The following is a 25874-nucleotide window of genomic DNA, read 5'->3' on the forward strand; positions in this document are numbered from 1 at the left end:
AACGGCCGGTGTGTGTCCGGGTGCGGGGCTCGCCCGGGCGCTGACCAGCCGTCTTCCGCCGAGCTGTGAGGAGGAACGATGGCTGTTGTCGAGCATGCCGTCGCGCCGAGGTTCGGACGCTGTCTCCATCTGTTTCCGCCGCTGGTCACCGGGACGGTCATCGCCGTCACCGGGTTCTCGCTGGGCCACCGCTGCCGCCGGTCCCCTCTCCGGCGATGAGACCGGCCGCCGATGTTGCGGGACCCAGGGGAAAGGCGCCTGGCAGGCTTAATGCCTGCTCAGGCGCCTGTTGGGGCCCCTGCCTCGGCCCTTGGCCGCGGGTCAGACCCGGTCGGCGGCGATCAGGACGTACTGGAAGGAGCCGTCCTTGTACGAGTTGATGAACGCGTCCTCGATCCCCGTGACGAGCGAGGACGTCGCCCGCAGCTCCCAGTAGGGCAGGGTGGCCGGGGTGAGGTCGATGACGGCCTGCGGCACCAGGCGGTTGTCGGCCATCGCGCGCAGGTACTCCCGGCGCGAGTGGATGTTGCACTCGAAGTGCGCGTTGATCTGCGAGACCCACTTCGAAGGCTGCCCGTACCGGGGGTTCCAGCAGCCCGTGATGGTCACGTAGCGGCCACCGACCTCGAGGACGCGGGAGTGCTCCGCCATGAGGTCCTGGAGGTCGACGTACATGCTCGACTCGTTGTTCCAGGAAGCAGCGGCCTGCCCGGTCTCGAACGGCATGTCGAGCATGTTGCAGACGCGGGCGCGCACGTGGTCCTGGATGCGGAGCTCCTGGGCGCGCTGGTTGGCGAAGTCGGCCTGCTTGGCCGACAGCGTGACGCCCTCGACCTTGCAGCCGAAGCGCTGGTGCGCCATCACCAGGGACCCGCCGCGCCCGCAGCCGGCGTCAGCCCGGCCTATCGGGAGCCCGCCACAGGGCGCGACTTGTAGAAGGACTCCTCCAGGTAGGCGGTGGCGTGCGGCTGGTACGACTCCTCCAGGTAAGCGGCCTCGTCCTCGTCGAGTTCGACGTCCACCGCGGCGACCGCGTCAGCCAGCTGGGCCGGCTTGGTGACCCCGACGATGGGAGAGGTTACCGCCGGGTTGCGCATGACCCAGGCCAGGGCGACCTGGGCAGGCGACAGACCCCGCTTGGCCGCGATCTCGTGGACACGCTCAGCCACTTCCTGGTCCCCGTCGCGGTACAGGATCTTGCCGCCCTCGTCGGTCTCGGCACGCGCCGTGGCGGCGTCCCGAGCCCGCGTCAGCCTGCCCCGTGCCAGCGGGCTCCACGGGATCACGCCGACGCCCTGGTCGGCGCAGAGCGGGAGCATCTCCCGCTCTGCTTCCCGATGGATGAGGTTGTAGTGGTCCTGCATCGACACGAACCGGGTCCAGCCGTTCAGGTCAGCCAGGTACAGGGCCTTGGCGAACTGCCAGGCGTACATGGAAGAGGCACCGATGTAGCGGACCTTCCCGGACTTGACCGCGTCGTGCAGCGCCTCGAGGGTTTCCTCGATCGGGGTGTCGTAGTCCCAGCGGTGGATCTGGTACAGGTCGATGTAGTCCGTCCCCAGTCGCTTCAGGGAGGCGTCGAGCTCGGCGAAGATCGCCTTGCGGGACAGCCCGGCGCCGTTCGGTCCGGGGCGCATCCGCATCCAGACCTTGGTGGAGAGAACGACCTCCTCGCGCCGGGTGAAGTCCTTGACCGCCTGGCCGACGATCTCCTCGCTGCTTCCGGCGCTGTACCCGTTGGCCGTGTCGAGGAAGTTGACGCCGCTCTCGATGGCCTGCTTGATGATGGCCCGGCTGGCGTCCGCGCCCAGTGACCAGGACTCGCCGCCGCGGTCCGGCTCGCCGAAGCTCATGCAGCCGAGGGCGATGGCGGAGACTTCCAGCCCGGTTCTCCCGAGTTTGATGTATCGCATGCTTCGGAACCTAGGAGTTGGAGTGCGCTCTAACGCAAACACGTCTTGGTCCGGGATTCGGAGGCGTGAGGCATGTGCGCCCTGTATGCCCCCCGACGGCGAACCGCCCTCGTGGGTCCGCCGCCACGACCGTTCATCGCTCGATCGCTGAGAGATCCCCTGTGGGTTGAACCCGGCACTGCTGCCGGGGGTGCCCCATGATCGATCTTCTTGTCGTAGTAGGTGCGTGAGGCGGGGTCGGCCAGAGCGGCGGACGCGGAGAGGAAGAAGGGCCGTTTGAGCTGCTTGTTCCCGCGCCTGGACTGCTGTTCGCCGCGGACCGAGGCCGGTGTAGGCGGCGAGGCTGGGGACGATCAGCGCGGCCGTGACCGCGTCCGTGCCCGCGGCCACGGCGGTCTGCTCGTCGAGTGCGGTGAAGACTTGAGAGGAGCTACGCCCATCGGCAACTGCCCCCTTCAAGAGCAGCAACACCCTACTCAACGACATGATCGGCCGAACAACTCCTGGAGCACTAACGACCGCTGAAAAAGTCAGTGAGGGCGGCGGCGACGGCCTCTGGCTGTTCGTCGGGGATGTAGTGACCGGCATCGGGCACGATGACCCCGGTCACGTTCTCGACCCATGGGCTGATGGAAGCCGCCATGTCCGGGATCGAGCCGTGGCTGCTGGAGATCCCGAGGACGGGCACGGTCAGTCGCCGTTGCTCGAGCGCCTCGTGGTTCTTGCGCGCGGACTCGGCGGCGTCGCGGTAGTAGGCGAGGCCGGCGCGCAGGCCGCCATCGACGGCGAGGGCCGCGCCGTAGTGGTCGAGTTCTGACTCCTCGAACGCGTCGGGAGCGAGGGACTTGGTTTGCAGGAACCAGCTGACGTACTCCCGCTCGCGGCCGGCTATCAGTGTCTCGGGAAGGTCGGGCACCACGTGGAACGCGAAGTGCCAGGTCTTGAACGCCAGAGCCGGGGCGAGAGGGATTGCTTCCGGCATGGTGATGCCTGGAATCCCGGCGTCGAGCAGCGCGACCCCGTGCAGTCGGCTCTCGCACTTCAGGGCGAGGGAGAAGGCGACCCAGGCGCCGATGTCGTGCCCGGCGAGCCAGTAGTCCCGCACGCCGAGAGCGTTCACGGCGGCCTGGATGTGCGCGGCAACCGTGTGCGTGTCGTAGCTGAGTTCCGGATGCTCGGAATTGCCTTGACCCGGCCGGTCGATCGCTATGACCCGGAATCGTTCGGCGAGAGCAGGCATGACCTTTCGCCAGGCCCACCACGTCTGCGGGAATCCGGTCAGCAGGACGACGGCCGGTCCGTCCGGCCGACCCCCTTCGACTGCGTGCAGGCGGACGCCGTCGGCGTCGACCCAGCGGTGTGTGAATCCGGCCAGGTCGTGCAGGGGCAGGGCGGGGACGGGGTTGGTCATCGAAATCCTCCATCGAGGCGGGTGGACCGTGATGCGACGCTAACACGTCTTGGACTGATCAGTCCAAGATGAGAGAATGGGCTGTATGGCAGGCAAGAAACAGTTCGACATGGACACGGTGCTCGACGCCGCGATGATCCAGTTCTGGCGCTCCGGTTACGCCGACACCTCGCTCGACGACCTGTCCCGGGCGACCGGCCTGAACCGCAGCTCGATCTATTCCTCGCTCGGCGACAAGGACGCACTCTTCCTTCGCTGCCTGGATCGGTACGCCACGCGCTACGGCGACAAGTTCGACGCCGCCCTCTCGTGCGCGGCGGAGGACCCCGTTTCCGCCGTCCGCGCATTCTTCGATGTCACCTTGGGGCGCATCGCCGACCCCGCCGTGCCCGACGGATGCCTGATGGCCCAGTCGGTCATGGCGAGCCCGGCGCTGAGCCCGAGGGTCGCCGAGCATGTCAAGGAGCTGTTCGGCCGGCAGCGCCCGCGCCTGCGCACCGCGCTGAAGGCAGGCGGCATGTCCGACGAGAGCGCCGAGGACTTCGCCGTACACGTGGCGGCCGTGAACCAGTCGCTCGCGGTGATGGGCAGGGCCGGGTCGAGCCCGGAGCAACTCCGGGCGATCGTCGGCGTGACCGTCGACGCGCTCGCGCGGGCGCTGAGACCGGCGGATAGTGCGCAGCACGGGGCCCTGCATGGTGGAGACCTTCGCCGGTGATCGGGTCCGGATCAGGGCAGACGCACCCTTATGCCGTGGCCTGGCCGTCGATGGCCAGACTGAGCGTGGATCCCGCGCCGACGGCATGGCCGTCCATCTGCGCACCGCCGCGCTGCCCGCCAGACCGTGACTGAGAACGAATGAACTTGGGTGTGGCTCTCCCACAGTGAGATCACTCGGGCAGTCAGACGATAATTGGCCTGTTCAGGGCGGGGATGCAGGCGCGTGGTCTTCGTGTGTGTGGTAGCGCCAGTACGCAGCGAAGTCGCCGTTGCTGATGATCGCGCGGAGTCGAAGGAGGGCTTCGGCGCCAGGGACGCTCCAGCGGCTGCCGGTGATCGCGAGTCTGTCCGCGACCAGGTGCCGGGCTGCTCCCTCGATGGCGCCGCCGCCGATCGGCCGGCCCTGGCGAGGGCTTGGTCGTAGTGGAGGAAACCTTCGACGCGACCGGTAACCGCGAGGCGGAGAGCAACCACGGCCCGCGTCCTGAACGGAGACACCCAGACCCTCACCTGGGACAGGAACAAAGACCTGACCAAGGTCGTCAACGCCGGCGGCAGTGAGTCCTCTCAGCGGGCGGCAAGCACCAGTGCCAGGCCGATCAGGGCTGGAACGGTCTGTAGGAAGAGGATCTTCCGGCTCGCCGTCGCGGCACCGTACGCACCGGCCACGGCAACGCACACCAGGAAGAACACCTTCGCCTGGAAGCCCACGGGGTCGGACGCCACCGCGCCCCACACGAGCCCGGCGGCGAGGAAGCCGTTGTACAGCCCCGACCGCACCGTCACCGACTGCCTCGACGTCCTCGACACCATCGAGGACCTCGGCATCACCCACATCGGCTTCAAAGACGTCGGCACCGACCCCGGCACCCTCACCCAACTCCACACCCGCATCAAGGACATGGGTGCCACCACCTACCTCGAAGTCGTCAGCACCCACCGCGACCAGGCGCTCGCCTCCGTACGCACGGCCACCGAACTCGGCGTCGACTGGCTGATGGGCGGCACCTGGATCGACGACACCCTCGACCTCCTGCACGGCACGTCCATCGGCTACCTGCCCTTCGCCGGCCAACCCCTCGGGCACCCCAACCGCCTCGCCGACGCCCCGGACCGCATCGCCGACGACTGCCGACGCGCGGAAGCAGCCGGCTGCGCGGGCGTCGACCTCCTCGCATACCGCGCCACCGACGCCGACCCACTCGACCTGGTCCGCGCCGCCCGCGCCGCCACCACCGGCCGCCTGGTCATCGCCGGCTCCATCACCGGCACCGACCAGATACAGGCACTCGAACAGGCCGGAGCCGACGCCTTCACCATCGGATCCGCCGCCTTCGACGGCTCCCTCCAGCCCCACGCCGGCACTCTCCGATCCCAACTGGCACCAGTGGTCGGTCTGTAGCCCGGACCGCGGTTCGACGCGCAGACATCATCCTCCTGCTGGTGGGGCAGATGCCGGCCGAGTGGCGCGGGAGGCAAGGCCGAGAGAGGGGGATCCGAGCGTCGAGGGCACCGCTCAGCCCGTTCGTCGCACTGCACGGCGGTCAACTCCCGCACTCGCGCGGCCGCCGGGAAAAGGCGGCCGTCAGTGCCCGGAGTCGTAGGTGTAGAACCCTTGCCCCGACTTGACGCCGAGGTGCCCGGCGTCGACGTACTTCTGCAGCAACTCCCGGGGCCCGGAGGGCAGGTACGGGCGTTCCTTCGCGTAGTGGTTCTCGATGTCCAGAACGACGTCGAGGCCGACCTGGTCCATCATCCGGAAGGGGCCGGCGGCGAGCCCCATGTTGATCTTCCACATTTCGTCCACGTCCTCCGGTGTGGAGACGCCTTCGGCGACGACCTCGAGTGCTTCGCGCTTGATGGCGGCCCAGACGCGGTTGAAGATGAAGCCGGTGGACTCCTTGTGCGCCACGAACGGGAAGACGCCGAAGCGGGGGAGCTCCTGCTGGAGCAGGCCGATGATCCCGGGGTCGGTGTGCCCGTCGGACATGAGGTCGACGGCGTTCTGCTGCGGCGGCATGTAGAAGTGCATGTTCAGCACGCGCTCCGGGTGTTCGACCTCGTCGATGAACTCGCTGGTGGCGTACGAGGAGGAGTTGCTGGCCAGAATGGTGTCGGGGCGGGCCGCCCGGTCCAGCTCCCCGAAGATCTTCTTCTTGAGATCGAGACGCTCGGGTACCGCCTCAACGACCAGCCAGGCGTCCAGCACCGCAGCGGTGAGGTCGTCGGTGAGCTCGACACGACCCGGCTTGCCGCCGTCGAGGCCCGCCGCGATCTCGGACACGTGCTCCTCGACGTAGGAACGTGCCGCCTCGCTCGATGCCCGGGACGGGTCGTAGATCCGCACCAGGCCGCCGCGGGTGGCGAACATGAGGGCGATGCGACGGCCGAGTGTGCCGGCGCCCACGACAGCGACCGGCCGGTTCTGGAGGTCCTGGGGGAGGGTGAAGTTCATGTCTGATCCTGTGCTCTCTCGAACGGACGGAGAATGTGGTGGGGAGGGGCCGTTCCTCAGCCGGTGGGCTGTGCCTGGTGTTCCACCAGGCACAGCCCCGTGAGGGGGTACGGCCGGTGGACGATTTCGCGCGGTTCCTGCCCGGCGGCCGGGCCGTCGGGCAGAGGAACGGCACGAATGTGGCCGCGGAGGTCGGAGACGTACGCGATGCCCGCCTCGGCGTCGACGGCGAGGCCGATCGCCTCCTCGAAGCCGTCGGCCAGTACCTCGGGGGGCTGCCCAGCCTTTCCGGCGAGCGGCAGAGGCGCGCGGTTGAGTGTGTTCCCGGCGGGCGGGGCGCCTCGGTCGGTCCAGTACAGCCAGTCGCCCTCCAGGTGCAGATCGATGGGCTCGGGCAGGTCGCTCCAGAGCACTTCGACGTCCGTCCGGTCGGCGGCGGTCTGCCCGGTGGGGATCTCCAGGCCGGCCCGCAGGATGCGGCCCCTGCCGCCCTTCGCCGGGCCCTTCTGCGACCAGTACAGATGACCGTGGGCGGGATCGACCGCCACGCCGACGCACTCGCCCATGATCCCCTCCTCCGGAGGGTTGACCACGAGATGGGTCAGGCCGGTGCCGTCGACGCGCACGCGGCTGACGCGATGTCCTTCGCGGTCGCTCCAGTACAGGGCGCCGGCGCCGTCGGAGGTCAGCTGTTTGCCCGTGGTTACGGCCGCGAGCGGCACCACGTCCCGCGGCGGTCCGCCGGACAGGCTCACGGCGTGGACGCCGCCGTTGGGCCGGGAGAAGTTCTGTCCCGCTTCACCAGGGGTCTCGGGATCGGACACGGGTGCGCCCATCGTCGTCCAGAAGGCGGTGGCCGAGTCCACGACGATGCCGTCCGGCGCGGGGCCGGTGTCCTCGAGGAATGTGTCCACTTGCCCGTCCGGAAGACTGATCCGCAGTATCTTCCCCGGCAGGACCTGCAGTGCGAACAGTTCTTTCGCCATGGTCATCGTCCTTGTCGCGTTGATCGTGTTCGGGCCCCACTTGGCGAGTCGGTGCCGGTCACTCCTGCGAGCCCTCGTTCACAGCGGGCGCCTGCCAGCCGAGCGGTTCGAGGACGGCACGGGTGCGCTCGTCCCGCCGCTTCGCGAGGTGTTCGTAAGCCGTCTCACCGGTGCCATAGACCTGTTCGACTGCGCCCAGGACCTCGCCCATGCGCGCCGGGTCAGGACTACCCATCTCGAAGGTCATCTGAGAGCCGACGTGCTCGACCAGGTGACGCATGCCGGCCGGCCCACCGCCCAACGAGCCGCTCTCGAACGGCCCGGTCACGGCCCAGCGCAGACCGAGGGAGGCGCGCACGAGGTCGTCGAGGTCCCGGACGTCGACCACGCCCTGCTGGACAAGAAAGGTCGCTTGGTCGTTGAAGACCTTCTGCAGCCGGTTGCCGACGAAGCCGGGAATCTCCTTCTTGAGGCGGATCGGCAGCTTGCCGAGTCCGCGGTAGACCTCGACCGCTCCGTCGACGGTCGTCCAGGCCGTCTGCGGACCGGGCACCACCTCCACCAGTGGCATCAGCTCCGGAGGATTGAACGGGTGGCCGATCACGATCCGCTCGGCCGCCGGGTTTCCCCTGGCGATGACCGAGGGCAGCAGTGACGAGGAGGAAGAAGCCAGCACGACGTCGTCACGCGTGTGCGCGGCCAGCGTCGCGAACACCTCCTCCTTGACGTCGATCCGCTCCGGACCGGACTCCTGCACGAAGTCCGTGCCGGTCACCGCGGCGGCCAGGTCGGCGGACGCCATGACGGCCCTTCCCGGCAGCTCTCGCTCCACCAGCTCGGCCAGATCAGGCCGCGGATCGCTGATCCGCACGTCCCAGCCGGCCCCGTCGAACAGGCGGGCCCAGGAGATGCCGATGACACCGGCACCGACGATCGTCACGACCGACATTTAGATCACTCCAAGGAAATGGCAGGTAGAGCCGTGGACAGGGCCCGTGACGTGCGGCCATCCCTCCCCCAGGAGAAGGGACAGCGGCCCGGTGCGGTAGTTCCACTGGGCCAAATGGGCAAGAGGCGTGCTCCACGCGCGGCGGGCGGATTCCGATGTCCAGTGGACATCCGCCCGAGCCATTCTGTCCAATATATGATTGGCTAGTGTCTAATATGCTTGGCGATATCAATCTGTCGCGCCGCCTCCTCGAGCAGTTCCTCGTCGTCGCCCAGGAGAAGCACTTCGGCAGGGCTGCTGAGCGGCTCGGCATGAGCCAGCCACCGCTCAGCCAGTCCATCCAGCGACTGGAACGCGCTGTGGGAGTGCGCCTGCTGGACCGCGGCCCTGGCGGCGTTCGGCTGACCGCGGCAGGCAAGGGCTTCGCCGCCGACGCACAGCGCCTGGTCGACCTGCAGTCCGCCGCGGTCTCCCGGGCCCGGCGTGTGGCCTCGGGCCTCAGGGGTGAGGTGCGAGTGGGCTATGTGAGCCTCCTGAGCTACCTCTACCTCCCCACGATGCTGCGCGCCGCGGCCTCCCAGCTGCCCGAACTCCGCGTACACCTCCAACACGATTCCTCGGCCGGCGTCGTGGATCGCGTGCGTGTCGGGACGCTGGATCTTGGGTTCGTCCGTGACCCGGCCCGGCTCACCGGCGACCTCGTCGGGACCGTCATCGCCACCGAGCGGATCGCCGCCGCGCTCCCGGGCGGACACCGCCTCGCCGAGGCGGCCGAGATCGACCTCGCGGAACTCTCGGACGAGGACTTCGTCCTGCCGGATCCCGCCGCGCTGCCCACCCTGGCCGAACAACTCGATGTCGCCTGCCGCAAGGCGGGCTTCAGCCCGCGCGTGGTGGCGAACGCCGACGACCTCAGCGGCCTGTTCAGCTACGTCGGCTCAGGTCTCTGCGTCAGCCTGGCACCCGAAAGCCTGCGCCACCTCGCCCTCGCAGGGGTGCGCCTCGTGCCGCTCCGGGGAACCTCCGGGCATCTCGACACGACCGTGCACGCCATCCACCGCATCGACGCCGACCCGGCGGTGATCCGTCTCCTCGACGTGGCCCGGCAGGTGGAACTCCAAGACAGCTGATCCGGCGGTCACCCGCCCGGTGAACCGTCGCCCGAACCCGCCGTGCCCGGCCGTGCCCCTCGGTGGCGTCCTCACCCGAACACTTCTCGACGCAGTGCGGACACGCGTCATGCCCGCGCCGCCGAGAACCCGTTGGCCGCAGTGGAGGAAGTCTTCGATCTCGTCGAGCCCGGCTTCAGGTCCCCAGCGGGCCGACAGTCGGCGAAGCCGCTGAGGCAGCCGCTGTTTACGCCAGTCCGGTCGTAGACCCGTCAGGCTGACCCCGCGTCGCACTCCACGCTGGTGACCTTGCGGCGTCCCGCGGCCGAGGAGGGCGGGAGGTCGTCGCCAGTCCCGGGTGACCGGGACCACTGAGACCTGTGGGCTGCCGTCGTCGGGGCTCAGTGCGGCCGGCACCGCGGGATTCACCTCGTCAAGAACCCTGCGGGCGGCATCGTTCAGCTCGATCGTCACGCCCGCGCCCCCGGCCAGGCCGTCAGGCGGCGTCGATCGAGACGTCCCTTGCCCTGTGCCGACGCCCCGCTGGACACCCTGCGGGTGTGACCAGGCGCGGGCCGAGGTGGCGAAGGGGGCCTTGCTCTTGGAGTGGCCGAGGCCGTGACGTCACAGACCTGGTCGAGTGCGTTCTCTGCCCGACTCCGACGCTGTCCACCCGGTCATGCGCCCGGCAAGGTGAGGTGGTCATGGCGCGCGGGGAGACTTTCCAGGAAAGTGGCGGTCGGCACGTAGAACAGGCATCCAGTGACGGCAGTGGAGAAGTCCAGGATTCTGTCATGCATTCCTGGACGCGTGCCCAGGAACATGTGGCGCAGCATGCACTCGGTCACGTCAGGAGTTCGGGCGTAACCAATGAAGTACGTTCCGTACTCGCCCTGCCCAGGGCTGCCGAACGGCATGTTCTCACGAACGATTTTGCGTTCGGTGCCGTTCTCGTCCGTGATGGTGTTGAGTGCCACGTGAGAGTTTTTCGCCTTGGCGTCGTCAGGTATCTCGACGTTGTCAACCTTGTGCCGCCCGATGGCGCGTTCCTGTTCCTCGATGGAAAGCGAATTCCAGGAGGTCAGGTCATGGAGATACTTTTGGATCGTCACGTAGCTGCCGCCCGTGAAATCGGGATCTTCATCACCGATGAAAACGGCATCGGTGGCGATCTGTCCCTCTGGGTTCTCGCTTCCGTCGACGAAACCGAGCAAGTCGCGTTCGTCGAAGTACTTGAACCCGTGTACCTCGTCCACGACGCGGACAGCGCCGGACAGACGCTCCGCGATCAGCCGGACCAGCTCGAAGCAAAGATCCGTGCGATTCGCTCGCACGTGAAAGAGCAGGTCTCCCGGTGTCGAGGGAGCTCGGTGCTGTCCGCCGTTCAACTCCACGAAGGGGTGCAGGCCTTGGGGGCGCGGGCCGCTGAAGAGCCGGTCCCAGACGGCCGAACCGATGCCCAGGACACAAGTGAGCGCATCGCCTGGCGCGCGGAACGCGACGGAGCGCCGCAGTGACGCGATGTCTCCGAGGAGATCTCTGACCGTGTCCTCGCCGCCGGGCGTCACCGTGACCAGGAAGAACACGGCGGCTTGGGTCGGCGGAACAATGACAGGCTGCGACTCGACCACGTAGCCGGTCTCCCAACTCTCTTTGCTTGTCAGCAGGGGTGTGCGGGCGGTCGAGGCACAGGCGTGCTCGAGCGCCTAGGCGGAATTCCCGGCCGGGACCGGCTGGGTACCGGCATCAATCCTGGTGCATGGAAGCATGAACCGCTTGAGAACGGTCCGATTGCCGGAGGGCCTTGGCTGGAGCGACAAGGCTCTCTGTGACGCTCCACAACGTGCCTGTCGAGGGCGGAGGCAAGGCCGGATCGAGAACCAGAGCGCGCTCGTCGCAGGGCTCCTTGTCGTCCGTCACGCGGGGGTGTGACCTCGGAGGAACTGCCGCACCTCCGTGGGGAGCTCGATCTCCGAAGTCTCATCGAGGGAGACCCAGCGACGCCGGTCCTTCCCCAGGCTCCCGCCTCCGGAGGGGTCTTCGGTCAGGAGTTGGCACACAACGGCGGGTGTCTCGGATTCGGGGGACTGCAGCACCTGGCTGCCGTCGACGAGATAGCCGGTCAGCTCGTAGACGACGCGTGCTGCGGTGGCCGCGGCTGTTTCGGCGAGCTCGGGGCTCCCCGCCGGCAGCTCCCAGCCCTCGGCTCCACGTACCACGAGAAGCAGGCCGTCGTACGGAACGACCGCCTGTACCGGCTTGCTGATGGGCCCCTCTGATGCCATGATCTTCAGTCCCTTCCTTCGCCCATAGGGCTTGGATTCTCGGTCAAGTCGCCATGGCCTACCCGCCTTTCAGGCGACTCACGCACCTTTGCTCGTCGAGTTTCTTCATGCATGATGGCCGCATGTCTTCCTTCGAGAGCAGCAATTTCAGTCCCGCCGGAAACTGGTTCTACTGCCTCAAGCACCGATCGGTGGAGAGTGATCCGAGATGCCCAGGGGCCGATCGTCTTGGCCCGTACTCTTCATCCCAAGAGGCCGAGCATGCTATCGAGTCCACTCGTGTACGTAACGAAGCATGGGATGCGGACCCTCAGTGGCGGGATATCGACAACTCGGCAGACAGAGACTGACTGTGCGGTCTCCAGGCTCTTTTGTGTCGAGACACAAACGGGTGCCACAGAAGGAATGCCATGGGGTGCCGCAGCCTGTGCGACAAGCGGATCTGGCGTGCCGGGCGCTCCGGATGCAGTGTGTGTGCTGAATCCCCAGCCCTGTCGGTCGGTCGCTGTCGGCGCGCCGCGCGTGCTGTCATGACGGACCGCAATCGCCGGGACTCGGCGGCCGGCATGGCGAGGGCGCTCTCCCCTCGTGGTGCGCTCGCGCTGCATACGGTCGACGGAGCATTCCTCTTCGCGCTGCGTGCCGCACTGGCCATGGGGCTTTCGGCCTTGCCCATGGTGCTGACCGGGCACACCCGGCAATCCATCTTTGCCATGATGGGGGCGTTCACCACGACCTTTGGGCGTGACCTCCCTTATCGGCGACGTGCCCCCGTTCTCGCCCTCGTCGCAGTTGCCATGACGGTGTGCGTGGGCGCCGGCACCGCTCTGGCGGCGTGGGTCCGGCCGTACGAGGACGGGGGCGCAGCGGTAGTGGTGGTGGCGGTGGCCGTGGTGGCTGCCCTCGCCAAGTTCGTTTGTGACGCGGCCCGGCTCGGGGGCCTCGGTGCCGTGCTGCTGCTCTTCTCGTTCGCCGTTTCCGCGCATGGTCTGGCTGCTCCCGGAGACATTCCGCCGCGCACCGCGCTCGCCGCCGCGGGCGCAGCAACGGCCTGGTTGCTGGCCATGGCTGGGTGGCTGGTGAGGCCGGACCGCCCGGAGCGTCTGGCGGTGGCGACGGCACTGCGGGCCTTGGTCCAGCTCCTTGATGCCGCGGAGGCGGAGAGCGATGCGACGGCGCCTCGGCAACAGGTGACCGCTGCTGCGCTCGAGGCGTATCGGTCGCTCGGCGTCCTGCCTCCGACAGCCTCGGAGCGAAACGACAGAACAGATGTGTGCGTAGTGCTCACGGACTTCTGCTGGCGCTTCCTCCTCGATTCGGCCCTTCCTCGCGGTGAGACCTCTGCCGCCCTCATCCACCAACTACGGCACCAGATCCGGATCCTGGTGGACTGGCGTCGTCGGCGTCCGGTACTTGTCAACGGGCCGGCTTTCCTGGCCTCTGCCACTGACCGAACAGGGACCGGTGACGACAGAGGGGGACGCCACACGAGTGCCCCTTCCGTCGATCGTGTCATCGAACGGAGCGGGGGGCTGGTTGTGCAGCCCCTCAGTCATGGGGCGCTCGAGGTCGTCCCCGCGCTGCGTATGGGAGTCGGCGCCGGCGTAGCCGGCGGATCGGCAGTCGCGCTGGAGCTGGGCCATGGTTACTGGGCCGCGATTACGGCTGCGGCGGTGCTCCACTCCGTCAACGTCCGCATGGCGACGCAACGTGCCGTACAGCGCACACTGGGGACCATGGCCGGCCTGGTGATGGCCCTGAGCGTGCTACTCGCAGGGCCGGCGCCGGCCGCCCTGGTCCTGACCATCGTCCTCCTGGAGTTCCTGCTTGAGTACGCCGTGGTGCGGAACTACGGACTGGGGGTCTTGTTCATCACGCCGCTGGCCCTGTTCCTGACCGATCTGGCCCACCCTGAATCGGCCGCGGCGCTGATCAAGGACCGAGCTCTGGGCAGCCTGTTGGGGATCCTCATCGGGCTGGGCTGCGCGCTGGTGGTGATTCACGACCGAGCTGCGGCACGGGTGGATCGGGCACTGGACTCATGCATCAACGCGGCATGGCAGGCCGAACGGCTGCTGGACGAACACTCGCATCCGATTTCCCCACTCGTCCCGGCACAACTGGCTGCAACAGTGGTGGAACTACGCACGGCGGCCGACGCGGCCGCGGGCGAACTGCGGCAGGCCGAGATCGACCCGGCCGCGCTCGCCGCCGCAGAGCAGCGCGCGTACGTGCTGTTGGCTCGGATCACGAGATCACCCTGACCCAGGCCGGCACCTGTCTGCACGCTCCGAGGCTTACGCCCCCTGCCATCGGCCGACGGCGGCTGTCCTGTTCCGTGGACCGGCTCCTTGCGACCACCCGCGTAGTCGGCCCGGCTGAACCGAGTGAGTGCAGTGGCGATTGCGTGGTGTGTGTCGTCAGGTCCTGTTGTCACGCAGGGCGCTGCGGGCGACAGAGGGGAGAAGGGATCCGATGGCGATGCCGATGGCGAGGTAGACCGCCGCCGTACCGCACTTGGTGGCCGGCGACAGGTCAGTGGTGAAGGGCAGCAGAATCAGAACGGCCGTGGCCAGTGCGATGATCCAGGTGAAGAAGCGCCCCGGGCGTGGTGTTGCCGCAATGAGCAGGTGGAGCAGGGCTGTCGACACCAACGCGGCCAGTGCGGCCCCACCTGCGAGCGCACCGGTGGACGCGTTGCCCATGGCGCCGTATTCCTCGGGTGCGAACACCGCCACCCCTAGAACCCCCCGGATCAGGAGGAGTGCGACTACCGCGGTGAGTGCGGCCACGACAGCTGTCATCGCACCACCTGCCCAGAGCCGTCCGGCGTCGAGACGGGGCTCGTGCGAGGCGGGGAACGCTTGCGGAGGGGGCGGTGGGACGTCACGCACTGCATCCCGCCGTTCGTATGGACTGTTCGAGGGGCCCACGCGGTCCGCTCCTCACTGTGTCGGGTGTCAGCTGGATCTCCCGCTGCGTGAGACCCTGTTGTCTTCACGGAATGTGACTGTTTCTTGCAGTATGGCTACGACACCCAGGGCGCGCACGTCGGGGGCACGGGCGACTGGTCGACAGTGCGTGTCCGTTCGCGGGCGAGCCCGGCCCGCGATCCGGTCGAGGCGAGCAGTGGCCATCAGGAGTGAAGGGCTGGGGACATGGCGGTAGACCCGGAGAGCACGAGCGATGTGGGGGGCCAGGAGTCGGCGCCGTCGGCATGTGCTTCACCGGAGGATTCGCCCTGGCCATGGCTACCGACGAACGGCTGCTCGCCCCTGTACTTTCGCAGCCGTCACTGCCGCTCGCCGTCACCCGGCGCCGGCGCGGCGACAGGCATCTCCGCGCAAGAGCTCGCCGCCGTCAAGGAGCGCTGTGCGCCAGCTGATCGACGAGCCCGGGCAGCCGGCGCGCGCCGCGCTCGACCAGGTGCTCGACCTGTTCCGCCGACGACTTCTCACTGACGGACCAAGGGCGGCTGGAGACCCAGAACCCGACGGGCCGGCGCGAGCTGCCCCCTCAGCAGCGCGGTGAGTGCGGCCGGTCGGTGGTTCCTCGATGGTTCACTGCGGGCAGAGACTGGCCCGCGCCTGTCGGTCCGGCCGCCGGCGGGATGAGCCCTCACCGCTCCACATCACTGTCCGTGGCAACCACGATGACCGTTCGCCGCGTCACCGCCGCGCTCCTCGGCAGCCGGATCGTCAGGACACCGTCCCTCAATTCGGCCTGGATTCCTTCGACATCGACGTCCCCAGGAATGCGAACCCCGTATGAGAACTGCCCCGACCTGCGACGTAGCGCATTGCCGCCCGTGGTCTCGTCGATCGACCCATGGATGTGCAGTTCTGGCCCGTCCAATTCCACACTCACCCGATCACGCGGAATACCGGGCAGCTCCGCGCACACCACGTACGCGTCGCCCGCATCCGATTCCTCCACCACTGGCATCCAGTGCTTTCGGGGGCCAGCTGCCTGCGACGACTGTTCTTCCATGGTTACGCTCTCCGACCTTGTCCATCTGCGGCGATCGTTCCGGCGTTCTCTGACGCCAGCCTGCGCTCCAGGTATGGCGGTGGCCAGTACATCTACCCCGTTGTGGTGAGCAGCGGCGCCGTATGCGTGAGCGACCGTGCTGCTTCCGCTGCCCCAGTACTCCGCTTGCAGCGCACCGGGCATCGCGATTCAGTGGTACGCGTCCACTCGGTTCGGCTGCCGGTGCCTCACCGGCAGCCCCGCGCAGCCCCAGCCGCAGGCCGCCGCGGCGCCGCAGGCCGGAACACGGGAGCAGTGATGACGACCGGAGACCCCCAGCCCATCAGCGCCACCGCACGTCGCGCGCTCGAGAAGGAACTCGCCGACCTGCGCGCCGAACGGAACGCGGATGCCGAGACCCTTCAGGACACGAAGGACACGGGCGACCGCGCCGACCAGGCGGACGAGTTGCGACGCCTGGCGGTGATCGGCCGTCTCGACGACCGCATCAGCGAGATCACCGTGCGGCTCCGCCAGGCCGACGTCGCAGGTCCGCCCTCGACCGACGAGGTCGGCATGGGCAGCACGGTCACCCTGCGGTTCCCGGACGGCACGGAAAGCACCGTCGACATCGGCGAGGTCGCGGAACCGCTGGACCCGACCATGGTCACCTACGACAGCCCCATCGGCCGTGCGCTGCTCGGCCACCGAGCGGGCGACACCGTCAGCTACGAGGCACCAGCCGGCGCGGCGACCGTGACGATCGTGTCCCTGGGCTGAACCGGCTCAGGGAAGATGCTGGACGCCGATGCGCTGGCGGAAGACCCAGTATGTCCAGCTCTGGTAGAGCAGCACGATCGGCACGAACACCGCCGCGACGACCGTCATGACCTTCAACGTGTAGTTCGCGGACGAGGCGTTGGAGACCGTCAGTGACCAACCGGGGTCGAGGGTCGAGGGCATGACATCGGGGAACAGCGACAGGAACAGCATCGCCACCGCGGCCGCGATGGTCACGCCGGAAAGGATGAACGCCCAGCCTTCACGCCCAGACCGGATCACGGTCAGCGCCCCGACCAGCGCCACGAACGCCACGATCATGGCGCCCATGCTCCAACCGTCCCCCGAGTCCACCTGCGTCCAGACCAGGAAGGCCGGCGCCAGCGCACCTGCGACCGCACCCAGTACGGTCGCCAGCGCCCGGGCGCGGACACGGATGTCACCGGTTGTCTTGAGCGAGGCGAACACCGCGCCGTGGAAGGTGAAGAGCACCAGCATCGTCAGGCCGCCGAGGACCGCGTGGAGAGAGAACAGATCCCAGAAGCCGCCCACGTACGACTGGCTCCTGTCGAGGGCGATGCCGCGGACCATGTCGGCGAAGATGACGCCCCAGAGGAACGGGGGCAGCAGGGACGTCCAGAAGATTGCGTGATCCCAGTTGCGCTGCCAGTTCCTGCCGGTGCGCTTGGCGCGGTACTCGAAGGCCACACCGCGGATGATCAGACAGACCAGGATGATCAGCAGCGGGATGTAGAAGCTGCTGAACATGGTGGCGTACCAGGCGGGGAATGCCGCGAAGGTGGCGCCGGCGGCCGTGATCAACCAGACCTCGTTGCCGTCCCACACCGGGCCGATCGTGTTGATCAGGACCCGCCGTTCCGTAGCGTCGCGGGCCATGACCCGGGTGAGGACGCCGATTCCGAAGTCGAAGCCCTCGAGGAAGAAGTAGCCGATCCACAGGACGGCGATCAGGATGAACCAGAGATCGTGGAGGTGCATGATGCTCGTCCTCAGTACGCGAAGGTGAGGGGCTTGTCGGGGTCTTCGGAGGGCCCCCGCAAGGACGGGTCCTCGGTCGGCGGGCGCTCGTCGGTGTCCGGCCCCGCCGTCGCGTACTTGGCCAGGAGCTTGACCTCGATCACCGCGAGCACGGCGTACAGCACGACGAAGGTGACGAGCGAGCCGATCTGAGTGCCGACGCCGATGTTGGGGGAGACACCGTCGGCGGTGCGCATCAGACGGAAGACGACCCAGGGCTGGCGGCCCATCTCGGTGAAGATCCAGCCGAAGCTGTTGGCGATCAGCGGGAACCCCATGGTGAGGATGCCGATCCGCCAGCTCCATTTGGTGAAGAACCCGTTCATCTCTCGGTTCTTGGTGAGCATGAGCCGTGTCGGCTCATGTTCATCGGTTCGGTACTCGTGGCCCAGCCAGAACTTTCGCCGTGTGGTCCACAGTCCGATGAGGCCGACCACGAAGCTGGTCATCCCAAAGCCGATCATGAGACGGAATCCCCAGTACGTCATGAAAATGTTCGGGAGGTAGTCCTCCGGCTCGCCGCCGAACTCGGCAGCCTCCGCGCGGGCCCGGTCGTTGATGCCGGGCACTTCGGCGGTGAAATTGTCCTTGGCCAGGAAGGACAGCAAGCCGGGGATCTCCAGCTCGACGTCGTTGCGCCCTTCGGAGACGTCGCCGACCGAGAAGATCGAGAAGGGGGCGGGGGCCTCGGTGTCCCAGAGGGCTTCGGCGGCTGACATCTTCATCGGCTGTTGCTCGAACATCACCTTCGCCAGCCGGTCACCGCTGATCGCGGTGCCGAGGCCGGCCACCGTGACCAGGACCAGGCCGAGCCGCAGCGACGTACTCATCACGGCGGTCTTTCTGTGATCGGTCTCCTTGCCGCGCTTGGCACGCCACAGGTGGTAGGAGGCGATGCCGATCACGAAGGCCGCACCGGTGAGGAAGGCGGCGGTCAGGGTGTGGAGGGCCTGCACCACGGCGGTGTTCTGGAGCAGCACGCGACCGATGTCGGTCAGCTCGGCCTTTCCGGTGACGGCGTCGACCTTGTACCCGACCGGGTGCTGCATGAAAGCGTTGGCCGCCAGGATGAAGTACGCCGAGAGCAGGGTGCCGATGGCGACGAGCCAGATGCACGCGCAGTGCAGCTTCTTCGGCAGTCGGTCCCAGCCGAAGATCCACAGTCCGATGAACGTGGACTCGAAGAAGAACGCGATCAGCGCCTCCATCGCCAGTGGCCCGCCGAAGACGTCCCCGATGAAGCGGGAGTAGGCGGACCAGTTCATGCCGAACTGGAATTCCTGCATGATGCCGGTGACGACACCCATCGCGATGTTGATCAGGAAGAGCTTGCCCCAGAACTTCGTGGCGTGGAAGTACTTGTCCTTGCCCGTCCGGACCCAGGCTGTTTCCAGGCCCGCCACGATGGAGGCCAGGCTGATGGTGAGCGGCACGAAAAGGAAGTGGTAGACGGTCGTGACGCCGAACTGCCACCGCGCGACGGTCTCATGAGCGACTGCTAGTTCCACTGCGCCCTGCCCTCGTCTGATTACACTCCGTATCGGGGTCAAGGTATCCGCAGGGCGTGAGGGCTGCGAGTCGAGCGCGGCCGGCTCACAGGACCGCCGAAGCGGTCAGGCCGGAGGCAGGTGGCTCCGCGAGCGAACGCCATACAAGGCCCGAGCGGCTGCTTCGCCAGGGACAGTGAGGGCGGCGGAGCCGGAGAACGGGCAGGGCTCATGTGGCGGAAGTGCGGACTCGCCCAGAACATTGGCAAGCATGATGCAGCTCAGAGTGGTGTGCGAAGAGCGCTACAGCGATGCGGTGCTGGGCCTCCTCGACGCGGAGCCGGGAGTCGCTCACCTCACGGTCGCCCATGGCATCGGTATGCACCCCTTGGGCGACGTCATCGAGGCCGTGGTCGTGCGCGAGGTGGCAGAGGACGTCCTGGAACGCCTGGCGCGGTGTGGCGTGCACCGCCGCGGCGAAGTCAGTCTCCAGCCGATCCACACGATGCTCTCGGACACGGCTGAGGCCGCTGAACGCGCGACGCCCGGCGACGGCTCCAACGCCATCATCTGGGACGAGCTGATCGCCACCACCGGAGAAGAGAGCCGACTGAACCCGGTCTTCCTCGCATTTCTGACCATCGCCTGCCTCCTCGCCGCGGTGGGTGTCGTCACGGACTCCGCGATCACCCTGGTGGGCGCGATGGTGGTGAGTCCCGACTTCGGGCCCCTTGCCGCGCTCGCGGTGGCCATCGTCGGCAGACGGCGCGACCTGGCGGCCCGCGCGGGGCTGGCCATCGGGGTGGGATTCCCGCTCGCCATGCTGGTCACCGGTGTTCTGGCGCTCCTGGCCAGGCTCAGTGGCCTGTTCGATCCCGGTGAACTGTCCAACCTTCAGCAGGTGTCTTTCATCTACGAGGTGGGCCCGTACTCCCTCATCGTCGCCCTGCTCGCCGGCGCCGCGGGCATGATCGCGCTCACCTCGGAGAAGCCGGGAGCGCTGGTCGGGGTCTTCATCTCTGTCACCACAGTGCCCGCTGCCGGGTTCGCGGCGCTCGCAGCGGTCGTAGGGGAGTGGCAACGCTGCGGTGAGGCATTGCTCCAACTCCTGATCAACCTCGCGGGTGTCACTGCCGCCGGAGTCCTCACTCTGTTCCTGCGGCGCCGCCACATCGGCCCTGGCCTGGGGGCCTCTCCTCGCTGATAGGCGGAGAGCGCGGGGTTCGCCGCAGCGCATCGAAGGTGTCTCGCCGGTACCTGGCCACGCGGAGTGATGGCGAGGGGCCCGTGTACGTGTGCGTACGGGACGTCAAAGGGCGTCAAAGGGCATCGCTGTGGAGCTTCTCGGAATTGCGCAGCGGCATGAACGGCTCACGGAGGGCGGGGTGCCCCGTGTCGATGGCGCGTTGCCGGTCCAGCTCGGAGTTGACCTCTGCTCCAAGGAGCAGCGCGAGATTGGACAGCCACAGCCAGATGAGGAAGGTGATGATCGCCGCGAGGCCACCGTAGACGCGGTGGTAGGAACCGAAGTGGTTGGTGTACATCGCGAAGCCGGCGGAAGTTGCTCCCAGCAGGACGACCGCGGCCAGGCCGCCTGCCGTGCCCCATCGGAAGGGCTGCCGGGCATTGGGTGCCGCCCAGTACAACAGGGCGAAGAGCAGGCTGAGCAGAGTGATCAGCAGCGGCCACTTGCCCCACTGCCAGGCTGTGACCGCGGCTTGGCCGATACCCAGGGCGGCGCCGATCCGGTCGGCGAGTTCGCGGCTGACTGCGATCAGAGTGGTCAGGACGGTCAGCAAGAGCAGGGTCAGGACGGTCAGAGCCAGCCGCAGCGGGAGCAGCGTTCGCAGGGTGCGTCCCTCGGGGACGTCGTAGACGGCGTTCATGGCGCGGATGAACGCCGAGGCGTAGGCGGAGGCCGACCACAACAGGGCGAGGGCGCCGAATACCCCTGCGGCGATGTGCTGCCGGTGGAGATTCGCCAGGATCTGGGTCACCAGGTCGCGCGCGGGGCCGGGCGCGAAATCGCGGACGTTGTGGATGAGCGGATCGGTGGCCGAAGGGCCGACAGCCCCGAGCGCGGAGACGATCACCAGGAGCGCGGGTACCACCGACAGGACCGCGTAATACGTCAGGGCTGCGGCCCTGTCCGGGAGGTTGTCGTCCCGGACCTCTGACAGTATTCGCCGCATGACCTGGCGTCGGCTGCTTCCCGAGGACGAGGCGTCGCCGGTCGCGCAGCCGGTACCCTCGTGCGGGTTCGGAGTGTCCTCGGAGTCCGGCTGCTCATGGGGCGAGTTCATGATCGGGTACTTTCCCGTCCAGGCGCTGGAGTGCGCAAGTCCCATCCTTGCCTTGACGAGCAGGTGCACTGTCCTCGGCGCGCGGAGATCAGGGCTCGGCGCCTGAGGTTCAGTCGGCCATCACCCGGGCTCACCGTCCTGCGTTGGCGCGGCGCAGCACCACGGGTCGCAGCCGGCTGTACCCGCGCACCGTCACCGGGCGGATCGTCTTCAGCTCGTACCCGTCAAGCTCCGCGAGCTGCCCGGCGAACGCCGTGTCGACCAGCACCGTGCCGGGGCGGGCCACTGCGGTGAGCCTGGCTGCTATGTTCACCGCCGCCCCGTAGACGTCGCCGAAGCGGCTGAGGACCTGGCCGTGCGCCAACCCGGTCCGCAGCTGCGGCAGCTCCGCGATGCCGGCCGCACGCGCTGACAGTTCCAGTGCGATCTCGGCGGCTGCGATCGCCGACTCGCACACGTAGAACACCTCGTCACCGATGGTCTTCACCACCTGGCCCCGCCCTTCGGCGACCACGTCGCCGGTCGTGGCCTCGAACGTGTCGAGCACGCGCCCGAGTTCGACGTTGTCCAGGCCGCGGGTCATCCGCGTGTAGCCGACCATGTCGGTGAACCCCACCGCCAGTTCGCGAACGGCGCCGGCCTCGTGGGGCAGTGCCCGGACGTGAGGGTCGGGCACGGTGGGCGAACCGCTGCCGCCCCGGGCCTGCGGCAAAGGCCCGTTCGCCGCCGCCTGTGGCGGTTGGTGACTTCCCGCAGTCGGGCCCCGATCCGCTTTGGCGCCCTGCCTCTCCTCCGTCCCGGCAAGCATCCGTCCCGCGTACACCGCAAGATGGCGGCGCCAGACATTGCGCTGTAGCCGTTCCATCTCCGGCAGCAGTGCGGCGACGAGGCCGTTCAACTCCTCCTCGTCCCAAGGGGCGTCGCCGGCGTGGTTCGTCCAGGTCCACAGGGTGTCCACCTGCCACTCGGCGAGCCGGGACAGATGGTGCCCCAGGGCGCGTGCCATCGCCGTCTCGCTCTCCTCGGTGATGAGTCCGGCCTCGATGAGCCGTACCCCCACGCGCAGAGCGTCGACATCGGCATCGGTGAAGACCCGGGCGTCGTCGTCGACCACCGGAAACCCGAGCGCACGCCAGATCCGCGCGGTGCGCTCGGGCTCCACGCCGGACTGTTCGGCGACCTCGCGCCGCGTCCAGACCCGATCGCCGCCGAGCAGCACCGACTCGATGCTCCGTCGCGGTTCCTCGACGCCGGACGGGCCCGCCGGTTCGGGCGCGCTCATATGGTGTGCACGATCAGCACGTCGAGGCCCGCCGTCCGGGCGACGTCCGCAGGAACGGAGCCCATGATGCGTCCTACGAGAGAGCGCAGTCCCCGATTGCCGATAACCAGCAGATCCGCCGAACACTCTCGTGCGGTCCGCACGAGAGTGGCGACCGGTTCGCCCTCCACCGCCACCGATCGCACGTTCATCACACCCTGTGCCAGGGCCCGTTCCCTTGCGGTGCGCAGGGTGTCCTCCGCCGGTGCCGAACCCACCACCTGGTAGGCCTCGTCTCCCAGCTGGTCCTGTGCCCGGGCCAGCGCGGGGCCGCGCATCGGCAGGTACGCGCAGACGATGACGAGTTCCGACCCGCTGACGGCGGCGAGCCGCGCAGCCCGCTCGACCGCTGTGAACGAGGAGTCCGAGCCGTCCGTGCCGACCAGTACGGTCCGATAGGCGACCAAGGCAATCTCCTTACTCTGAAGTAAACTTACTTGAGAGTAAGATACGGATGGCCGATCGGTCCGGCAAGAGTGGGACCTTGCCGTCGCGACGCAGTACGGCGCGCGTCGCGTCGTAGCAGCGCGAAGCCGTGGTGATCCGTGGATGTGTCTGCGAACTCCGGTATTTCTGGAGTCAGTTGGTCGCCCATGCGAGAGGCTGGCCCTTCGGTGCCTTGGGAGAATGGCCGGGCGCACCACAGGGGAGAACCACCTCTCGGTGGCGTGCTCACCGGGGCGGTACGCGCGCACGGAGTCGAACATGCCGGTGCCCGGGCAGCGCGAGACCACGGTGGCTGTGTTCTTGAGCTCCAGCATGGTGTCCGGCGTGCGCAGCCGCCGTGTGGTGAGGGGGGAGGCGTTGAGCCCTCTCGCGGGCGGCCGCTTGGCGAACGGCCACCACTTCAGGCCTGGACACCTGTCGCCGGCCGCGGCTCCTGCCTCGGCGGCCGGTGCGCCGGGCCACGTTCACCTCCCCGGTACATCGTCAGATCGCCGAAGGCCAGCCGGTCGCCCCCTCGTCCCGCCCGGCAGCCACCAGCCTCGTGGCCACCGCACTGGTGGCGGTCCCGACGCAAAGGCACGACCACCACAGCCATTTCCGTCCTCCTGGCGCTGAGCGTCGCGGGTCACCGCTGGATCCCCGACGGCCCGGCCCGCATGGGCAGCCTGTCCGAGACTCTGCTCCCTTGGACCGCGCTCGCCCTTCCCGCGCTGCTCGCTGCTGCGCGGATCACGTATGGCGCCGGCTGCCCTGCTGATCCCGGTCACCGTCTGGCTCGCGGTCTTCGGCGGCAGGTTCGCCGACAAGTCCTCGCCCGGCGGAGACCTCACCGTCGTCAGCCAAGGCCACCTCGGCCTGGACCCTCCCCGCGACGCCGAGCGATCGCCTTCCCGTGGCCGCCCGCGTCAGCCTCGCCCCGGCCCCCCTTCCTGGGCCGGCGGGCCGGAGGCCTCACGGGAGCTCGGCTGGTCGACGACGCCCTCTGCGGGGTGGGAAAGGGGTGGCGGGACCGACCGGGGCGGGGTCGGCCGCGGGCGGCATCACCGGCGACGGGCACCCGCTGGCCGGTCATGGCTACGGGATGTCGAGCGGCAGATCTCGGTGGAAGACGGCCATGGCCTGGCCGGGGCCGTTGTAGTCATCGACGTTCTTCGCGTCGAAACCGAGGCTGCGATGGAAGGCGATCGACCCGGTGTTCGCGAGCGACGTGATCGCCTTCAACCGCAGCGCGCCATGGCGTTGCGCTGCTTCGGCGAATGCCGTGTACAGACGACGCCCCAGACCGGTGCCGCGGGTGTCGTCCCGCGTGGCGATCAGGTGCACGTAGCCGGTGCCGTCCGGAGTGACGAAGCCGAAGATGTACCCACGGATGCCGTCATCGGCGCGGGCGACGAAGCAGGTGGAACCGAACTCCTGCACCAGGGCAAGAAGGTGGAGCGACCGTAGATCGCGTTCGCCCCAGTAGCGAGGGTGATCAGCCAGGACCTGATGGAAGTCGGCCACCCCAGCCGTCTCGATGTGCATCCCCATGGTGACGATCATGACAGGCGTCTCGGTCGCTACGGGGGATACCACAAGCATGCGGTCCACTACCGGGTCACTCCAGCGTGTCAGGGGCGAAGTAGGTCATCCGTCCTGGGTCACCGGGCCGGCCCGCCGCTTCCGGGGCGTGGCCGTTCAGCGCGCAACGCCACGGCGCCGAGCGCTGATCGCGCCGTGACCTGCATCTGAAGCAGGTACCGAGGGCTCTCGCCCCGTTCGACAGGCTCCCGAAGTTCAGAGAAGCCTACGTTCGCTGCGAGGTGCTCTGGACCGGCGCGGCTCGACCGCTGTCAGAAGTCAGAAGTCAATGGGCCGGCCGGTGGCGCGAGTGCGATACCGACAGCACGAGCAGGTAGAGGACGGCGACGACGAGGACCAGCACGCCGGTCGAGAGCAGATACAGCATGCCGTCCACGGCAGCGCCGATGATGATCAGCGCGATGGCGCTGCTGAGCAGAATCAGGAAGAGGGCCATGGTGCGACGCCTCCTGGCAGTGGCGGGAATGGACCTGACGGTCATCAGCCGATGCCAGGGTGGTGGTTTCCGTCAGTTGCAGGAGGCCCGCAGGCCCCCTGCGGGGCAGGGCGCCTGCCGGTAGTGCCGACGGCGTGACCGGCCGTTCCCAGGGGCCACAGGACAACTCCGACGCAGGCCAGAATGATCCCGATGGTCCACAGGACGGCCATGCCGACCGCGTAACCAACGACGAGCAGGATGCCCCCGAGAGCGATCATCGTTCGCTCCACTCGTGCTTTTACCCCAATTTCATGATACGCGCAACTTGGAGCGATGGCCTGCTGGGTGGACGGGGTGCTGTGAGGGTAGAAAGCGGATCGCGGAAACCTGTCATGATCAGTCTCGGATTCGTCGTCCTCGTTGCTGCACTCGTCCTGGCCGGCGCCCTCTCGTGGCTTGTTCCGGTACCGGTAAACCGGATGGCCGGCGAAGACTGCCGCCTGTCGCTTCAGGTGAACTCCGAGGTGCAGGTCCAGGACGACGGCGCCCTGCGTACGGCGGCGCGAGCAGTACTCGTCGGCGCCGCGGGAGAGGAGGCCGCGCTGGGACCTGATGGCCTGCCGGGTTTCGCCGAGTGAGCACGTTGACCGCGATGTGGGTGGCAGGCTTGATCGCCAGTGGAGGCCGGGAAGGCGCGGGGGG

At 68.0% G+C, this 25874-nt stretch carries 24 protein-coding genes and 1 pseudogene; 7 read left to right on the forward strand and 18 right to left on the reverse strand.

Annotation, left to right across the window (positions count from 1 at the left end; genetic code table 11):
* Window positions 1-321: 321 nt before the first annotated feature.
* The 3 genes and pseudogenes from ACZ4E1_RS15120 to ACZ4E1_RS15130 all read right to left on the reverse strand — a co-directional run.
* Window positions 322-894: pseudogene (locus ACZ4E1_RS15120) on the reverse strand (SAM-dependent methyltransferase); the annotation flags it as partial.
* Window positions 895-902: 8 nt separating this feature from the next.
* Window positions 903-1913 (reverse strand): aldo/keto reductase, encoded by a 1011-nt coding sequence (locus ACZ4E1_RS15125; RefSeq protein WP_467539535.1) that lies wholly within the window; start codon window positions 1911-1913, stop codon window positions 903-905.
* A gap of 511 nt (window positions 1914-2424) precedes the next feature.
* Window positions 2425-3324, reverse strand: coding sequence for an alpha/beta fold hydrolase (locus ACZ4E1_RS15130; RefSeq protein WP_467539536.1), 900 nt, complete (start codon window positions 3322-3324; stop codon window positions 2425-2427).
* Window positions 3325-3409: 85 nt separating this feature from the next.
* On the opposite strand from ACZ4E1_RS15130, the gene ACZ4E1_RS15135 reads away from it, so the two are divergent.
* Window positions 3410-4042 carry a TetR/AcrR family transcriptional regulator gene (locus tag ACZ4E1_RS15135; RefSeq protein WP_467539537.1) on the forward strand — a complete coding sequence of 211 codons (633 nt, stop codon included), beginning with the start codon at window positions 3410-3412 and terminating at the stop codon, window positions 4040-4042.
* Window positions 4043-4611: 569 nt separating this feature from the next.
* Here ACZ4E1_RS15135 and ACZ4E1_RS15140 read toward each other — a convergent pair.
* On the reverse strand, window positions 4612-4920 hold the full coding sequence (locus ACZ4E1_RS15140; RefSeq protein ID WP_467539538.1) for a DUF1304 domain-containing protein: 309 nt from the start codon (window positions 4918-4920) through the stop codon (window positions 4612-4614).
* Between ACZ4E1_RS15140 and ACZ4E1_RS15145 the strand changes: the two genes are divergently transcribed.
* Entirely contained in the window at window positions 4805-5446 is a 642-nt protein-coding gene (locus ACZ4E1_RS15145) for a beta/alpha barrel domain-containing protein (protein ID WP_467539539.1), read from the forward strand. The genes ACZ4E1_RS15140 and ACZ4E1_RS15145 overlap by 116 nt on opposite strands.
* 183 nt (window positions 5447-5629) lie before the next feature.
* On the opposite strand, the gene ACZ4E1_RS15150 is transcribed toward ACZ4E1_RS15145, so the two are convergent.
* The 3 genes from ACZ4E1_RS15150 to ACZ4E1_RS15160 are packed head-to-tail and all read right to left on the reverse strand — an operon-like array spanning window position 5630 to window position 8434.
* Window positions 5630-6499 carry a 3-hydroxyacyl-CoA dehydrogenase family protein gene (locus ACZ4E1_RS15150; RefSeq protein ID WP_467539540.1) on the reverse strand — a complete coding sequence of 290 codons (870 nt, stop codon included), beginning with the start codon at window positions 6497-6499 and terminating at the stop codon, window positions 5630-5632.
* A 56-nt stretch (window positions 6500-6555) separates the two neighbouring features.
* Window positions 6556-7485, reverse strand: coding sequence for a hypothetical protein (locus ACZ4E1_RS15155; RefSeq protein ID WP_467539541.1), 930 nt, complete (start codon window positions 7483-7485; stop codon window positions 6556-6558).
* Window positions 7486-7543: 58 nt separating this feature from the next.
* Window positions 7544-8434: a 3-hydroxyacyl-CoA dehydrogenase NAD-binding domain-containing protein gene (locus tag ACZ4E1_RS15160; RefSeq protein ID WP_467539542.1), complete on the reverse strand. Its 891-nt coding sequence runs from the start codon at window positions 8432-8434 to the stop codon at window positions 7544-7546.
* 215 nt (window positions 8435-8649) lie between these two features.
* Between ACZ4E1_RS15160 and ACZ4E1_RS15165 the strand changes: the two genes are divergently transcribed.
* Window positions 8650-9564 carry a LysR family transcriptional regulator gene (locus tag ACZ4E1_RS15165; RefSeq protein ID WP_467539604.1) on the forward strand — a complete coding sequence of 305 codons (915 nt, stop codon included), beginning with the start codon at window positions 8650-8652 and terminating at the stop codon, window positions 9562-9564.
* Between the two features lie 656 nt (window positions 9565-10220).
* Here the strand turns inward: ACZ4E1_RS15165 and ACZ4E1_RS15170 are convergent.
* Both ACZ4E1_RS15170 and ACZ4E1_RS15175 read right to left on the reverse strand, forming a co-directional pair.
* Window positions 10221-11174, reverse strand: coding sequence for a Dyp-type peroxidase (locus ACZ4E1_RS15170; RefSeq protein ID WP_467539543.1), 954 nt, complete (start codon window positions 11172-11174; stop codon window positions 10221-10223).
* Between the two features lie 285 nt (window positions 11175-11459).
* Complete coding sequence (locus ACZ4E1_RS15175; protein ID WP_467539544.1) at window positions 11460-11828, reverse strand: NUDIX domain-containing protein; 369 nt, start codon at window positions 11826-11828, stop codon at window positions 11460-11462.
* Window positions 11829-12358: 530 nt separating this feature from the next.
* Between ACZ4E1_RS15175 and ACZ4E1_RS15180 the strand changes: the two genes are divergently transcribed.
* The gene (locus tag ACZ4E1_RS15180) at window positions 12359-14092 is read left to right on the forward strand and encodes an FUSC family protein (protein ID WP_467539545.1); all 1734 of its coding nucleotides are present in this window, start codon (window positions 12359-12361) and stop codon (window positions 14090-14092) included.
* Between the two features lie 156 nt (window positions 14093-14248).
* Here the strand turns inward: ACZ4E1_RS15180 and ACZ4E1_RS15185 are convergent, their stop codons facing one another.
* Complete coding sequence (locus ACZ4E1_RS15185) at window positions 14249-14761, reverse strand: DUF6069 family protein (protein ID WP_467539546.1); 513 nt, start codon at window positions 14759-14761, stop codon at window positions 14249-14251.
* A 685-nt stretch (window positions 14762-15446) separates the two neighbouring features.
* Window positions 15447-15818: an Hsp20/alpha crystallin family protein gene (locus tag ACZ4E1_RS15190; RefSeq protein ID WP_467539547.1), complete on the reverse strand. Its 372-nt coding sequence runs from the start codon at window positions 15816-15818 to the stop codon at window positions 15447-15449.
* A gap of 297 nt (window positions 15819-16115) precedes the next feature.
* On the opposite strand from ACZ4E1_RS15190, the gene ACZ4E1_RS15195 reads away from it, so the two are divergent.
* Window positions 16116-16577, forward strand: coding sequence for a GreA/GreB family elongation factor (locus ACZ4E1_RS15195; RefSeq protein WP_467539548.1), 462 nt, complete (start codon window positions 16116-16118; stop codon window positions 16575-16577).
* A 6-nt stretch (window positions 16578-16583) separates the two neighbouring features.
* Here the strand turns inward: ACZ4E1_RS15195 and cydB are convergent, their stop codons facing one another.
* A complete protein-coding gene (cydB, locus tag ACZ4E1_RS15200; protein WP_467539549.1) occupies window positions 16584-17576 on the reverse strand; it encodes a cytochrome d ubiquinol oxidase subunit II in 993 nt (330 codons plus the stop codon).
* A gap of 11 nt (window positions 17577-17587) precedes the next feature.
* Window positions 17588-19123: a cytochrome ubiquinol oxidase subunit I gene (locus ACZ4E1_RS15205; protein ID WP_467539550.1), complete on the reverse strand. Its 1536-nt coding sequence runs from the start codon at window positions 19121-19123 to the stop codon at window positions 17588-17590.
* Window positions 19124-19376: 253 nt separating this feature from the next.
* Between ACZ4E1_RS15205 and ACZ4E1_RS15210 the strand changes: the two genes are divergently transcribed.
* Entirely contained in the window at window positions 19377-20306 is a 930-nt protein-coding gene (locus ACZ4E1_RS15210; RefSeq protein WP_467539551.1) for a DUF389 domain-containing protein, read from the forward strand.
* A gap of 115 nt (window positions 20307-20421) precedes the next feature.
* Here the strand turns inward: ACZ4E1_RS15210 and ACZ4E1_RS15215 are convergent, their stop codons facing one another.
* The 5 genes from ACZ4E1_RS15215 to ACZ4E1_RS15235 form a co-directional block, all read right to left on the reverse strand.
* A complete protein-coding gene (locus ACZ4E1_RS15215) occupies window positions 20422-21405 on the reverse strand; it encodes a YihY/virulence factor BrkB family protein (protein WP_467539552.1) in 984 nt (327 codons plus the stop codon).
* 130 nt (window positions 21406-21535) lie between these two features.
* Window positions 21536-22687: an adenylate/guanylate cyclase domain-containing protein gene (locus tag ACZ4E1_RS15220; RefSeq protein WP_467539553.1), complete on the reverse strand. Its 1152-nt coding sequence runs from the start codon at window positions 22685-22687 to the stop codon at window positions 21536-21538.
* Window positions 22684-23133, reverse strand: a complete 450-nt coding sequence (locus tag ACZ4E1_RS15225; RefSeq protein WP_467539554.1) for a universal stress protein — start codon at window positions 23131-23133, stop codon at window positions 22684-22686. Before ACZ4E1_RS15225 ends, ACZ4E1_RS15220 begins: the two co-directional genes overlap by 4 nt.
* 1114 nt (window positions 23134-24247) lie before the next feature.
* Window positions 24248-24715: a GNAT family N-acetyltransferase gene (locus ACZ4E1_RS15230; protein WP_467539555.1), complete on the reverse strand. Its 468-nt coding sequence runs from the start codon at window positions 24713-24715 to the stop codon at window positions 24248-24250.
* Window positions 24716-25019: 304 nt separating this feature from the next.
* Window positions 25020-25190, reverse strand: coding sequence for a hypothetical protein (locus ACZ4E1_RS15235; RefSeq protein WP_467539556.1), 171 nt, complete (start codon window positions 25188-25190; stop codon window positions 25020-25022).
* A 374-nt stretch (window positions 25191-25564) separates the two neighbouring features.
* Here ACZ4E1_RS15235 and ACZ4E1_RS15240 point away from each other — a divergent pair, with 374 nt between their 5' ends.
* Window positions 25565-25810: a hypothetical protein gene (locus ACZ4E1_RS15240; RefSeq protein ID WP_467539557.1), complete on the forward strand. Its 246-nt coding sequence runs from the start codon at window positions 25565-25567 to the stop codon at window positions 25808-25810.
* Window positions 25811-25874 lie beyond the last annotated feature (64 nt).

This window comes from Streptomyces sp. NPDC025806, assembly GCF_055558275.1.